Annotated in this window: 10 protein-coding genes; 3 read left to right on the top strand and 7 right to left on the bottom strand. The window is 69.3% G+C overall.

Translation table 11 applies throughout. From position 1 onward, the window contains the following. Positions 1–3: 3 nt before the first annotated feature. Both AC1DXJ_RS14955 and AC1DXJ_RS14950 read right to left on the bottom strand, forming a co-directional pair. A complete protein-coding gene (locus tag AC1DXJ_RS14955) occupies positions 4–612 on the bottom strand; it encodes a flavodoxin family protein (protein WP_477637384.1) in 609 nt (202 codons plus the stop codon). 111 nt (positions 613–723) lie between these two features. Continuing rightward, positions 724–1,317 carry a hypothetical protein gene (locus tag AC1DXJ_RS14950; protein ID WP_477623692.1) on the bottom strand — a complete coding sequence of 198 codons (594 nt, stop codon included), beginning with the start codon at positions 1,315–1,317 and terminating at the stop codon, positions 724–726. A 221-nt stretch (positions 1,318–1,538) separates the two neighbouring features. Between AC1DXJ_RS14950 and AC1DXJ_RS14945 the strand changes: the two genes are divergently transcribed. Beyond that, positions 1,539–2,504: a universal stress protein gene (locus AC1DXJ_RS14945; protein ID WP_477637383.1), complete on the top strand. Its 966-nt coding sequence runs from the start codon at positions 1,539–1,541 to the stop codon at positions 2,502–2,504. 74 nt (positions 2,505–2,578) lie between these two features. Here AC1DXJ_RS14945 and AC1DXJ_RS14940 read toward each other — a convergent pair whose 3' ends face one another. The 4 genes from AC1DXJ_RS14940 to AC1DXJ_RS14925 form a co-directional block, all read right to left on the bottom strand. Continuing rightward, positions 2,579–3,481, bottom strand: coding sequence for a universal stress protein (locus AC1DXJ_RS14940; RefSeq protein WP_477637382.1), 903 nt, complete (start codon positions 3,479–3,481; stop codon positions 2,579–2,581). Between the two features lie 82 nt (positions 3,482–3,563). Next, complete coding sequence (locus tag AC1DXJ_RS14935) at positions 3,564–4,541, bottom strand: universal stress protein (RefSeq protein ID WP_477637381.1); 978 nt, start codon at positions 4,539–4,541, stop codon at positions 3,564–3,566. Positions 4,542–4,632: 91 nt separating this feature from the next. Beyond that, positions 4,633–7,182 carry a cation-translocating P-type ATPase gene (locus AC1DXJ_RS14930; RefSeq protein ID WP_477637380.1) on the bottom strand — a complete coding sequence of 850 codons (2,550 nt, stop codon included), beginning with the start codon at positions 7,180–7,182 and terminating at the stop codon, positions 4,633–4,635. 14 nt (positions 7,183–7,196) lie between these two features. Then, positions 7,197–7,718 carry a dsRBD fold-containing protein gene (locus AC1DXJ_RS14925; RefSeq protein WP_477637379.1) on the bottom strand — a complete coding sequence of 174 codons (522 nt, stop codon included), beginning with the start codon at positions 7,716–7,718 and terminating at the stop codon, positions 7,197–7,199. Between the two features lie 197 nt (positions 7,719–7,915). Here AC1DXJ_RS14925 and AC1DXJ_RS14920 point away from each other — a divergent pair, with 197 nt between their 5' ends. Together AC1DXJ_RS14920 and AC1DXJ_RS14915 are read left to right on the top strand one after the other, a co-directional pair. After that, on the top strand, positions 7,916–8,965 hold the full coding sequence (locus AC1DXJ_RS14920; protein ID WP_477637378.1) for a zinc-binding alcohol dehydrogenase family protein: 1,050 nt from the start codon (positions 7,916–7,918) through the stop codon (positions 8,963–8,965). Positions 8,966–9,040: 75 nt separating this feature from the next. Further along, entirely contained in the window at positions 9,041–10,840 is a 1,800-nt protein-coding gene (locus tag AC1DXJ_RS14915; protein WP_477637377.1) for a GNAT family N-acetyltransferase, read from the top strand. Positions 10,841–11,018: 178 nt separating this feature from the next. Here AC1DXJ_RS14915 and AC1DXJ_RS14910 read toward each other — a convergent pair whose 3' ends face one another. Continuing rightward, positions 11,019–12,392, bottom strand: coding sequence for an MBL fold metallo-hydrolase RNA specificity domain-containing protein (locus AC1DXJ_RS14910; RefSeq protein WP_477623698.1), 1,374 nt, complete (start codon positions 12,390–12,392; stop codon positions 11,019–11,021). Positions 12,393–12,405: the final 13 nt, after the last annotated feature.

Genomic DNA, 12,405 nt, shown 5'->3' with positions numbered 1-12,405 from the left:
TGGTCACCTGGCTGTGGCGCTCCCGGAAGTCATGTATGCGGCGGCCAGGGAACGGGCCCACGCGAGCGACTCGTCGCTCTGACCGTCGACGAGCGGGCCTTGCATCCCTACGACGTAAAAGGTCTGGGGGGCCGCGACGACACGGACACCGAGGTGGCGCAACTTCTTTGCGGCTGCACCCGCGGCGGAGCCAGGCATTCGCGGGCGGGCGACCTTCGTGTCGAAGGCCGCAGCGACCAGGCCCGCCGGCAGGGCTTGGCGGCCGCTCTGTTGCAGGCGGCTCAGCCAGTCGCGGAGCCCCGACTCCGACGGACGGGCCGTTGCGGAAGCCTGTTGCCGTGCACTGTCACGGGTGTTCGCACGGCTGAGGCTGAAGGCGTGGGTCGGCGCACCCACCACCAGCAAGGCAACATCATCAGGGATGGGAGAGGGCGCCTCCCCGACCTCGATGAGGTCGACCTCGAAGTCACGGGACAGCCCGAGGGCCACGACCTCGGCCACGGCCTGGGTGTTCCCGAACATGGACTCGTAGACCACGAGGGCCCGCGGTCTCCTATCGGTCCGTGGATCGTCGCCTAGCGACATCTGCTCCAGCTCCTTCGTGCCGGTCATCCGCTCAAATATTTGCGTCAGAACTTTCGCTCCACCGGATCAGGTCACCGGTGCGGGCCCGACGCATCGCGACGGGCCCGTCCGACCTGCTTCGGGCGATCACATCGACCTCTACTTGAGGACCGAGTGGCGACGGACGATCGCCAGACGCTCCCACCAGCGGCCGAGGCCGAGGGTGCGGCCAGCCCCTGCGAGGGCGAGCATGACCAGGACCAAGGCGTAGACAAGGTGGTCGTCCATGAAGGGGTTGTTCTCCGGCGGCAGGGCGGCGCTCCACATCATGACGAGCATCGCTGTGCCGGACGCTGCGGCAATGCGCATGCCGATCCCGAGGACGAGTGCGAGCCCGATGCCGGCGAGGCCCACCATGAACAGCCAGTTCGCCCAGGAGTCACCGGCGAATCCTTGGTAGAAGTCTGCCAGCGGACCCTTGGTGCCGAACTTGAGGAAGCCCAGCGTTGGAGACCCCTCGTGGATCCAGGCTGCCGGGCCGAAGGTGTCGACCACATCGGTCTTCGCGTCGCGTCCGGTCGAGAACCCCAGTGCCAGCAGCTTGTCCAGGAACGCCCACAGGAACACCCAGCCGAGGGACAGGCGGGTGGCTGCGGCCACGTAGCGAAAAGCCTTGTTGCCAGCGGTCTCTGGGACCACCTCGTGGGTGGTCCGCGTGTCGCCATGGTGGCGGTTGCGAACGTTGGTGCTCATGGAATGCCTCCTTGGTCAGTGCCAGTGAACCTTGCTGGCAACTCCACTTTCCTGCTTGCCGGGGGCGTCGGGCAGGGACCAATGGCCCGACGTTCGTGTCGGTGCGCCGCTGGGCAGGACATGCTCGCCCGTGATTCGGGACCAAGGCCCCGGGCGGGCTGAGCCTCGTCAGAGCATCGTGGAGTCACGGGCGTGAGATGCCCGACGACGGAAGGAACCTGATGCAGCGCAGCACCTCAGTCGTCATCGGCTACGACGGATCGGGGCGTGCTCTTGCGGCTCTGAAGTGGGCGGCTCGGGAGGCAGCCTGTCGTGGTCTGCCCCTGCGAGTCATCCAGGTCGTTCCGTATGCCGGCACGCTGGCTTCCCTGCCTGGGGCCGGTGGGGAGCACTCCGGATCTGTGCGGGATCTCCTACTAGACGAAGGGATCCGGATTGCGAGCACTCTGGTGACGGATGGACAGGTCAGTGGAGCGCGCATCACCGGGCACCCGGCCGGAGTGCTCTCGGAAGCGGCGGCCGGGGCCTCGCTGGTCGTGGTCGGTCAGCGGTCACAGGACGACCCGGTCTCCAGCGCCGTCGGTTCCACCTCGATGGTCCTGGCGGACCATGCGCGCTGTCCGGTCGTCATCGTGCGAGGAGCAACGGGTCCCGAGCGCGCGGTACTCCCTGTGGTGGTGAGCGCAACGGGGGAGGCCAGCTCGCAGGCGGCCCTCGACTTCGCGGCCCACACGGCCCAGGTGCGCGGTGTTCCTCTGACGATCGTGGCTGCTTGGTCGCTGCCACCGGCTCGGGAATGGTCCCGTCCACCTCATGGCTTTGACACGGCCGGCCAGTGGGCGCGCGACCTGTGTACGCGCGCGACGGCCGCTGCGAGCAGGAGTGAGGACGATGTCCGGCACCAGTATCCGACCGTGGCGACGCAGACGCGGGTCCAACATATGGACCCGGAGGACGCTCTCGTGCGTGGTTCGCGTCGAGGTGGCCTGGTGGTGGTCGGCTTCGGATGCGAAACCGGAACCGGACTGTTCACGGAGGCAACGGCGTCGACGCGTGGGTTGGGAAAGGGGGCGCAGGCGGTCCTGGCTCGGGCCGCCTGCCCGGTGGTCGTCGTTCCAGACGTCCCAGACGTCGCTGTCATCCCAGACGTCGCTGTCAACCAGACGTCGCTGTCAACGCTGCTGTGACCAGCGGGCGAACCGCCTGAATGATTGCGACGAGTCTCGGCGAACGGCGCGAGCGTCCGGAGTGATCGTGTCGATCAGTCGGCTTCGGGACCTCTCGGCAGGGACGGGACGACGAGGACCGGACAAAGGGAGTGGTGCAAGGCTCGGCTGCTGACCGAGCCCAGGAGCAGACCGGTGAATCCGCCCCTGCCACGGCTGCCCACCACCAACAGCTGGGCATCTCCTGAGGCCTCCTCCAGGACTGCGGTGGCATCACCACGGACGAACTGGGTGCGGACGTCGACATCGGGGTACTTCTCCTGCCAGCCGGCCAACATCTCGCTCATCATCACGCGTTGGGAGGCGGCGACTGCCCTCCACTCGTCGTTCAAGTCGACATCTTGGTCCCCGGCGATCTCCGACGAAAGTGGACTCGCCTCGTCCCACCACCAGGCATGCAACGCCACCAGAGGTGCCTGCCGAGCTGAAGCCTCCGCGAAGGCGATGCCCACGGCGCGACTCGAATGGACGTCTTCGTCGACACCCACCACCACGGGAAGGTCATCGTGAGTGCTCCACGCGTCGGGCACCACCATTACCGGGCATCGCGCGTGGCTGGCGACCTTGCCCGTAGTCGCCCCGAGGACAACGCTGCCCACGGTCCCAAGTCGACCGGCTCCCATGACGATCAGGGACGCTGTGCCGCTGGCGTTGACCAGGGCGGCCGACTGGTCATCGACCACAGTCGCAGAGCTGATGTCTACCGCGTCGGTGAGGACGTACGCCTGTTCGACGCATGCCGCCGTGAGGGCGGCCTGCTTCGCGAGGCGCTCCGGTGTCCACGGGACGATTCCGACGCCCGTGGCGTGGATGATGTGCACGGGCCGCCGGTGCAGGCGTCCCTGAGCGATGCCGACCTCGAGTGGCCGCTCGTCCGCAGGACTCCCGTCGACACCCACGACGATGGCGCCAATCGGCTGGGTTCTCTCACTGGTCATGGCTCCTCCTCTTGGGTATACCGCCAACGTGGCTTCCCGTGCGCGGTGGTGTCAGGGCGTAAGTCATGCTGCTGCAGGGGTGTCAGAGTCGTTCGCGCACCGGCGGAACGGGGAGGTGGAACTCGTGCTTCCTCGAAGTGGGTGCGGTGGACGGGGCGTCGTCCGACGAGGTGATGACGGCCACGGGACAGCGTGCGTCGTGCAGGACGTTCTGCGACACCGAACCCAGGACCATTCCTCTGACGCTGCCACGCCCTCGGGTCCCGACTACCAGCAGTGCCGCATTCTCGCTCTGTCGCACGAGCTCGGCCACGGGATGGCCGCGCACGACGTGTCGGCGCACATCGACGGTCGGGTACTCCGCGGCAAACCCAGCCACGGCCTCGGCCACCAGGGATCGCTCCTGCTCGTCGGCCTGTTGCGAGTCCACCGACCACGCCAGGGCGGCCGCGGTGGTATCGACGTCAAGGTCCCACGTGTGGACGACGGTGAGCCCGGTCCCACGACGGGCCGCGGCCTCGAAGGCGAACCGAAGGGCCGTCGTCGAGTCGGTCGTACCGTCCACGCCGACCACCACCCGCAGCTCGGCCAGCGACCGACTGGGTGCTTCGCGCACCACGACGACCGGACAGTGTGCACGAGGCGTGACATAGGAGGAGACCGAACCCATGAGCATCCCGCGGACCCTGCCCAATCCTCTCGCGCCCATGACGACGAGGCCCGCCGTGCTCGATGCGTCGACTATGGCCGCTCCGGGGTCGCCAGGCAGGGTCCGGCCGGTGGCCGCCAGGGTCGGATGAGCGACACGGACCCTGGCGACTGCTTCGGCGCAGCCGTCCTCGGCGGCCGCCTGGAGGGCGCTCGAAGGTTGAGGGGGCACAGGTTCCCCGGGTCCGGCGGACCGCGCCGCGGGGTAGTCGGGCGAGAAGGCCCGAAGCACCTCCAACGGGGCGCCGCGCAGCGCTGCTTCCGCTGCGGCCCAGTCGAGTGCCAGCGATGCGTGTGGCGAGCCGTCGACACCGACCACGACCGGTCGGTGGATGTGGGCTTGGGTGGTCATGATCTCTCCCTGGTGTGAGGACGTGTACCCACCGTCGCGCCGTCCCCGCACGGGGCACAGGGCATTTGGTCCCGCGCGCCGGAGGGCGGCTTCACGGTGCCTGCGCCCGGAGCAGACGGGTGACGACGCAGGCCAAGACGCCCGAGGTGCCCACAAGGACCCACGTCTGAGTGCCGACCGCGACCGTGTCGAGCAGGAGGCGAACAGGAGGCAAGAGGGTGGCGGAGACCAGCATTGCGCCGGCCAGCAGTAGCAGCGGCAGGAGGGGATCCGACCACCATCCGGCCCCGGCGGCATCTGCCCGCCTGGTTCTGAGCCCCCAGGCGACACCCAGCTGGCCGCCCCCGAGGGTCAGCAGGGCGGCTGTCTGACCGGAGCCCGACGGACTCACGGCAAGGGCAACCAGACTCGCCGCCGTGAGGAGCGCCGCGATGAGGACCGTCCGCCACCCCAGGCCTCCGGACAACAGGCTGCTCCCAGGGTGTCGTGGGCCTCGGCCAAGCGCCGCCGGGTCGGCAGGCTGGGCGGCTAGACCGGCGCCGGCGAAGGTGTGCGTGAGCAGGTTCAGCCACAGGATCTGTGCCGGAAGGAGCGGTAAGGGGGTGCCGAGCAGGGGTCCCAGCAACATGAGGAGGACCTCCGACCCGCCGCCCGCCAGACCATAGGTGAGGAAGCGCTGGATGTTGGCATAGACCCTTCGCCCTTCCTCCACCGCGGCGACCACGGTGCCGAGCTCGTCGTCAGTCAGGACGAGGTCTGCCGCCTGGCGAGCGACCTCGGAGCCTCGGATGCCCATCGCCACCCCGATGTCGGCCTGACGCAGTGCTGGAGCATCGTTGACCCCGTCCCCGGTCATCGCGACCACGTGACCGGCGGCTTGGAAGGCACTGACGAGGGCGTGCTTGTCGGCCGGCGTGGCGCGCGCCACGACTGCGGCCTCTGCCGCGACGCACGCGCCCACGGTGGCATTGCCGTTCGAGAGGCTCGTCGCGGGATGGCCGTCACCGATGCCCACCCGCCCCGCGATGGCGTCGGCCGTTGCCGGATGGTCCCCGGTGATGAGGACGACGCGGATGCCTGCGTCACGGCACGCGGCGATGGTCGCGCGCGAGGAGTCCCGCACAGGGTCCTCGAGTCCGACCAGGCCCACCAGGTGCGGCCCGGACAGGGGGGTGCCCTCCGCGCTCTGATCTTCGACCGCAACGGCGATGACGCGTGTGCCCCGACGAGCCCACGACTCCGCCTTGTCCCGCGCCTCCTCCAACACCGCATCGGCGTCCTTCAGCCAGTCGCCTACGAGGATTGCCTCGGGAGCGCCCTTGTGCCACGTGACGAGTGTCCCGTCCGGGGCCCGATGGGTTGTGCTCATCCGTTTGCGGACGCTGTCGAACGGAGTCTCGGCCGTGCGTGGGTAGGCCGACCGCAGCTCGCGCGTGTCCGTCGCGGACATCGTCGCCGCTCTCAGGAGAGCTTCCTCGGTGGGGTCGGCGTGAGCGTGTCCGGTATCCGTGTCGAGGGCGGCGTCGCTGCAGAGCGCCAGGCCGCGCTCGAGGAGGTCAGAGCCCAGGCCGGCTGGCTGCCACCTGTCGTGGACCGTCATGCTCCCGCGGGTGAGTGTCCCCGTCTTGTCCGTGGCCAGCAGCGTCACCGAGCCAAGGGTCTCGACGGCGGACAGGTGGCGTACCACGGCGTGTCGCGTTGCCATTCGTCGGGCGGCCATCGCCAGACTCACAGTGACCACCAGGGGCAGCGACTCGGGCACGGCAGCGACGACGAGGGCGATGGTTGTCAGCACCATCTGCTCCAGGGGCTCGCCGCGCAGCAGACCGAGGACCAGGACCAGACAACTCAGCACCACAGCCGCGACGGCGAGCTGGGCGGAGAGCCTGGCCATGCGGAGCTGTAGGGGGGTGGCCGGTGGGGCACCCCTCATGAGGCCCGCGATGCGGCCGACCGAGCTGGTGGCACCGGTGGTCGTCACGCGGGCAACGCCGCGACCATGGACGACGACCGTTCCGGACAGGAGGCTCGAGTCGGTCTCTTGCCCACCGGCGAGCCGTTCCCGAGGGGATTCCGGTCGATCGAGGGCCGGGCCGGGGTCACAGCCCGGCTGCTTGTCCACCGGCAGCGACTCGCCGGTCAGCGTCGACTCGTCGACCTGCAGGCCCGAACCCTCGACGAGCACAGCATCCGCGGGCACCAGCTCGCCCTGTCGGAGTCGGAGCAGGTCGCCGGGCACCACCTCCGCGACAGGAACCTTTGCGGGACTCCCCGAGCGCACCACCCACGCGTGAGTGGCCACCATGGCCGACAAGGCGCGAACGGCTCGGTCCGCCTGAACCTCCTGCCGAACCCCGATGGCAGAGTTCACCACCACCACGAGGGCGATCACTGCGGCATCGCTGAGATCCCTGGTCAAGAGCGTCAGTGCCAACGCGATCAGCAGCACGATGACCAGTGGATCCCGCAGGCTCCGGAGCACGCGGCGAACCAGCCCGGGAACCGGGGCTTCGGGAAGGATGTTCGGTCCGTGGCGGGCGAGCCGGGCGGCGGCCTCGGCGGCGGTCAGTCCGGTCGCGACGGGTACACCGTCTGAGCCACGAACGCTGCCCGTCCTCGATGGCGAGGGGGAGGATTGCATCAGGTCAGCCGCAGTCAGCGGGCCCGCAGGCTCACGTCGTGCTCGCCAGTGAGTCCTTCGATGTCGTCGGCCGCGGTCTCGAGCAGCTGGTCGGCAAGCCGCCGCAGGGCCCGCGCCACCGCGACCTCGTCACCGATCTCGGGGACCACCCGGTCGCTGCTGCTCCGGTGACTGTGCCCATGAGCGGTCAGGTGCGAAGGGGAGTCGGAGAGCAGCACCACGGTGGCCTCCGCATCGTCGTCCGAGCCGAAGATCGACACGCGAACCTCCCAGTCACGCAGTCTCGGGTGTGCGCCGGTCGGGTGCGGCTCGGGCTCCTTCAGCTTGGGCTCGACCGCGCCTTCCACGGCATGTGGCGTGATCCGCAGGACCGAACCGGGTCCCGGGTACAACAGTCCCTCGTGGCCGTCGCTCCACCGGATGAGGTACGGGGGTGCGCCGTCGTCTCCACGTGTCTCGAGCACCTCACCGTCGCGGAGCGGGCCGTCGATGACAGGTGCGGCAAGGATGATGCGGTCTCCGGGCTTGGCTCTCATGGTGTCCTCCAGCAGGTGGTTGGTCCCCCAAGGCTCGTCGCACTCCGGGCCTTGCGATCGGGCCGAAAGTCCCGTGTCAGGGCCACGGCGCCATCGATGGGGCGACGAAACCGGGACCAAGTCCCTGACCGACCCTGCTGCGTAGGGCAAGAGTGGAGCCGATCACTGGATACGCACGTGGCACGGAGGAGGATCACATGACCGACAGGATTCCCGCCCGTCCCTCTGAAGTCGTCGGCCGCAACAGGATGCCGGCCTGGGAGGTCACCGGCGAGGCGGGAGGGCTGAGCCGGATCCGGCAGACAGAGCGGGCCGTCCCGGTACCCGGCCTCGGAGACCTGCTGGTCGAGGTCGAGGCCTGTGGGGTGTGCCGAACAGACCTGCACGTGGCCGACGGTGACCTGCCGGTCCACCGGGAACGCGTGGTGCCAGGTCATGAGGTCGTGGGGTCGGTGGTCGCCGTCGGAGCGAGTGTGCACGAGTTCCGGGTCGGCGACCGCGCCGGGATCGCCTGGCTGCGAGGGACCTGCGGCCAGTGCCAGTGGTGCCGCAGCGGAGCCGAGAACCTGTGCGACCGGTGCACCTTCACGGGCTGGGATGCCGATGGCGGGTATGCGGCGTACGCCACTGTCCCGGCGGCATACGCCTATCGCATCCCTCACGGGATGGAAGCGCTGCAGGCGGCACCCCTGTTGTGCGCTGGAATCATCGGGTTCCGGGCTCTTCGCCGAACCAAGCTGCGGCCCGGCGGGCGCCTCGGAATCTACGGGTTCGGAGCGAGCGCCCACATCACGGCCCAGATCGCGATGCACCAGGGAGCGGAGGTGCACGTCCTGACGCGGGGCGAGGGCGCACGGCGCCTCGCCCTGGAACTCGGTGTCGCGTCCGCGGGCCCGGCGGACGGCGCGCCGCCAGTGCCACTCGACGCGGCGATCCTCTTCGCCCCCGCTGGCGAGCTCGTGCCGGTCGGGCTGGAGGCTCTCGAGCGGGGTGGCACCCTCGTCCTCGCCGGGATCCACCTCAGCGACATTCCCACCCTGAACTACCAGCGGCACCTGTTCTACGAGAAGCACCTGACCTCGGTGACCGCCAACACCCGCGCGGACGGCGCCGAGCTGCTCCGACTCGCCGGTGCCCTTGCCCTGTCCGCACAGGTGACCAGCTACCCCTTCGTCCACGCCGACCGAGCCCTGGACGACCTGGCCGGCGGCCGTGTGACCGGCGTCGCTGTTCTCCAGAGCTCGTGAGCCAGCGCCGGCCGCAGGCGTGAAGGGACATTGGTCCCTTCCCTGCCGGGGACCCCCCGGGACAGGGTGGTGTCCATGGAGCAGGTTCTCGATCGTGGGGGACGGGTCCTCACGGTCCGTGAGGTCATGTCGTCGGACGTTGTGGCGATCGGGGAACTGCTCCACCACCTGTCGACGCGGTCCGCCCGCCAGCGCTTCCTGTCGATCTCGAACAAGCCGGGACAGTGGTACGCCCACGAACTGACAGACGCCCTGCGCACGATGGATGCGCTGGTGGTCGAATCGGGGGCGTGCATCATCGGGGTGGGTTCGACCCATCCGCTGGCTGACGGCACCGTCGAATTTGCCGTGGCCGTCGACGACGAAGACCAGGGACACGGCATCGGAACGGTGCTCGTTGAGGCTCTCGTGACGAAGGCTCGCCAACGTGGCGTCCGGACGATGGTGGGCACGGTGCTGGGCGCGAACACTCAGATGTTCGACGTCCTCCGGCACCTCGGGTTGTCCTACCACTCGGTTTTCGACAATGGCATCGCGAACGTGACTCTTACCATTGCAGAGAACCCGGCCTACGCGTCCGCCCATGAGGCGAGGGCTGAAGAAGCACGGGCCGCGGCGGTCGGGCTGCTTCTGGAGCCGAGCGGCGTGGCGATGCTGGCCCCACCGTCTGGCACCCGTGTCCGAGGCGTCGCACTGGCTCGACGGCCCGAGATACCCGTCGCGACGATCGAGCGGGTGGATGGGGGATACGAGGTACCGGTCGGCGCAGACCTCGCACTGATCCCGGAACGAGTGAGGGATGCCGCCCCTGCGGCACTGGCCTGCGCGCAGGCGGGTGTCCGTGCGATCGCCCTTGTTGGATCCGGCCCTGACCGATTGGGAACACGCCGTGGACGGGACGTCCTAGACGTAAGCATGCTGGAACGCATCCTTGATGCGGGCGCGCGCGTGCTCGGGCCGGGGTCGAAGGCCCTGGTCAACACGAACCCGCTCATCCGGCTGCACGTCGGAGACGAGCGAACCCGGGTGGCTGCGGGCACCGTGGCGGTTGTCACCGACGATTCGAGCTGCCTGCACTCCCTGCGTGCCCTCCTCGCGGCAGGAGGTCTGGGCGTCTCGGCGATCGTCGACGTCGGCCGGGCGACCGACCTCGGCGTGGGCGACATGGTCGCCTGGTTTGCCCGAGATTCACGGACAGAGGTCATCCTGGTCAGCCTCGGTGGCTCAGCCCCTGCTGGTCTCGTCCACGAGCTGGCGAGAGTCCACAAGGCAGTCAAACCCGTCGTCCTCTTCGCCGTCAACGTGAGCGGCGAGCAGGGGGCGTTCACGGACAACGCCGCTGAGCCCATCCGTGCGACCTCGCTCGAGGATCTCGTCGACCTGGCCATGCTGCTCGTGTTGGAGCATCGGCCGCTGGGTCGCCGGGTCGCTGTCGTCAGCAGCAGTCCGCGGCCGGCCCAGGACGGAGCAAGCCGCCAGCTCGCCCGGCGAGCCCTCACCGGTCCTGACCTGACGCAGCACACCGAAATGCGGATCCACTTCCTCAGTCCGTGGGCCACCACCCGCGGCCCAGTGGTCTCGCTGCCCGTGGACACGACCCCGGACCGTGTTCGGGAGGTCCTGGAGACCCTGCTGGACGACCCCGGCGTTGACGCCGTGGTGGTCGACCACAGTTCCAGTCCGGCACGGCGTCAGCGCGCTCTGTTGCGGCTCCTTGGTGGGCTGCCGGGCGTGTCGTCGACGGGTGAGCCCACCCCCGCCATCGTGGCGGTCGGCCGGCGCGGGTCTCGGCACCACGGCTCCGTACCGGTGTTCGGCACCGTCAACGACGCGCTGGACGCCGTGGCCAGGACGTGCCTTCGTCCCTCCGCATGAGGGACTCCGCGACTCGGGCCCACCCTCCTCCGGCCAGCCTCGGCAGGCACCACGCCCAAGCGCGGTATGCCGGTCGGTGACCGGCCGGCATACCGCGCTTCCTCGTTGATCGCCTCCTCGTCGCCGAACATCCCGTGGCGGCTTGGCAGTGCGTCCCCCAGCGTGAGCGCCCGTCTCGCTAGTCGGCGAGGACACGTTCACCCAGGCGGGGCGTGACCACGGCACAGTCGAGTGCCTCCCGCACCCGGGTGGCGAGCGCCGCACTGGCGTCCGGTTCTCCGTGGACCAGGTACACGGTCTGCGGAGGTGTCGGCATCTGCTGCAACCACCCGAGGAGCTCGTCGGCGTCGGCGTGGACGGAGAACTCGTCGTCCGCGACGACCTCGGCGCGCACTCGCACGTACTGCCCCATGATCTTGACCTGGCCCGCACCCTCCAGCAGGTCACGGCCCCGCGTGCCGACGGCCTGGTACCCCGTCAGGATCACTGAGTTTCGGGGGTGGGGGAGGAGGTTGCGCAGGTGGTGGACCACGCGGCCTCCGGTGGCCATTCCCGAGGCGGACACGATGATGCAAGGTCTCCCCGGATTGTTGAGCGCCTTGGACTCGTCGGCGCTCCGCGCCGCGCGCAGTCCATGCAGTACCGAGAGCTCGCCGAGTCCGGCGCCCGCGAGTTCGCCGGCAGACTCGGGCTGGCTGTAGACGTCGAGTGCGCGCAGGGCCATCGGACTGTCGACGTACACGGGCACATCGGGAATGGACCCGGCGGTGACCAGCCTGGCCAGCGCGAGCAGGACGAGCTCGGTCCGGTCGACTGCAAATGCCGGGATGACGACAGAGCCTCCTCGGCCGATGGTGCGACGGATGGCGGCGGCGAGCACGGGGTGCGACCCGTCGCCACGTGGGTGGGTCCGGTTGCCGTAGGTGGACTCGATGACGACCGTCCGCGCTGCGGGTGGAGCGGCGCGCGGACGAAGCAGCGGGTGCGATGGGCGCCCGAGGTCGCCGGAGAACAGGATGCTGCTCTCGCCGAGCTCGACGAGTGCCGTGGAGGAGCCCAGGATGTGGCCCGCACGACCGAAGGTCACCGAGCCGCCAGCCGAGAGAGCGAAGGGCTCGTCGTAGGGCCGGATCTCGAATCGCGCGATGGCCCGCTCGGCATCAGCGACGCTGTAGAGGGGGAGTGGCGGGTCATGCCGGGACCAGCCGCCACCCGCTGCGTGGAGAGCGTCCTCTTCCTGCAGACGAGCACTGTCACGAAGCACGATGTCAGCGAGTCGGGCGGTCCCGGCCGTGGCCCACGCGGGCCCGGAGTAGCCCTGCCGTACCAGCGCCGGGAGATAGCCGCAGTGGTCGAGGTGTGCGTGCGTCACCAGCACATCGTCAAGGGTGTCGGCGGGCACCGGTAGGTCGTCCCAGTTGAGCCTGCGCCAGCGTCGCTCCCCTTGGTAGAGACCGCAGTCCACCATCAGGCGTGAGCCTTGTTCTTCAACTAGGAACTTGCTGCCGGTAACGGTTCCGGCCGCGCCGAGGAACGAGAGGGTGGAGGTCATGGTGTTCTCCTGA

It is taken from the genome of Pedococcus sp. P2_D9, from assembly GCF_056404275.1.
The sequence above is the reverse complement of the archived record's forward strand: the minus strand, read 5'-3'. Positions and strand labels throughout refer to the sequence as shown.

Excerpts from the sequence above, each read along its gene's own strand:
- AC1DXJ_RS14955 (WP_477637384.1), bottom strand. The coding sequence starts at position 612 with ATGACCGGCACGAAGGAGCTGGAGCAGATGTCGCTAGGCGACGATCCA.
- AC1DXJ_RS14950 (WP_477623692.1), bottom strand. The coding sequence starts at position 1,317 with ATGAGCACCAACGTTCGCAACCGCCACCATGGCGACACGCGGACCACC.
- AC1DXJ_RS14945 (WP_477637383.1), top strand. The coding sequence starts at position 1,539 with ATGCAGCGCAGCACCTCAGTCGTCATCGGCTACGACGGATCGGGGCGT.
- AC1DXJ_RS14940 (WP_477637382.1), bottom strand. The coding sequence starts at position 3,481 with ATGACCAGTGAGAGAACCCAGCCGATTGGCGCCATCGTCGTGGGTGTC.
- AC1DXJ_RS14935 (WP_477637381.1), bottom strand. The coding sequence starts at position 4,541 with ATGACCACCCAAGCCCACATCCACCGACCGGTCGTGGTCGGTGTCGAC.
- AC1DXJ_RS14930 (WP_477637380.1), bottom strand. The coding sequence starts at position 7,182 with ATGCAATCCTCCCCCTCGCCATCGAGGACGGGCAGCGTTCGTGGCTCA.
- AC1DXJ_RS14925 (WP_477637379.1), bottom strand. The coding sequence starts at position 7,718 with ATGAGAGCCAAGCCCGGAGACCGCATCATCCTTGCCGCACCTGTCATC.
- AC1DXJ_RS14920 (WP_477637378.1), top strand. The coding sequence starts at position 7,916 with ATGACCGACAGGATTCCCGCCCGTCCCTCTGAAGTCGTCGGCCGCAAC.
- AC1DXJ_RS14915 (WP_477637377.1), top strand. The coding sequence starts at position 9,041 with ATGGAGCAGGTTCTCGATCGTGGGGGACGGGTCCTCACGGTCCGTGAG.
- AC1DXJ_RS14910 (WP_477623698.1), bottom strand. The coding sequence starts at position 12,392 with ATGACCTCCACCCTCTCGTTCCTCGGCGCGGCCGGAACCGTTACCGGC.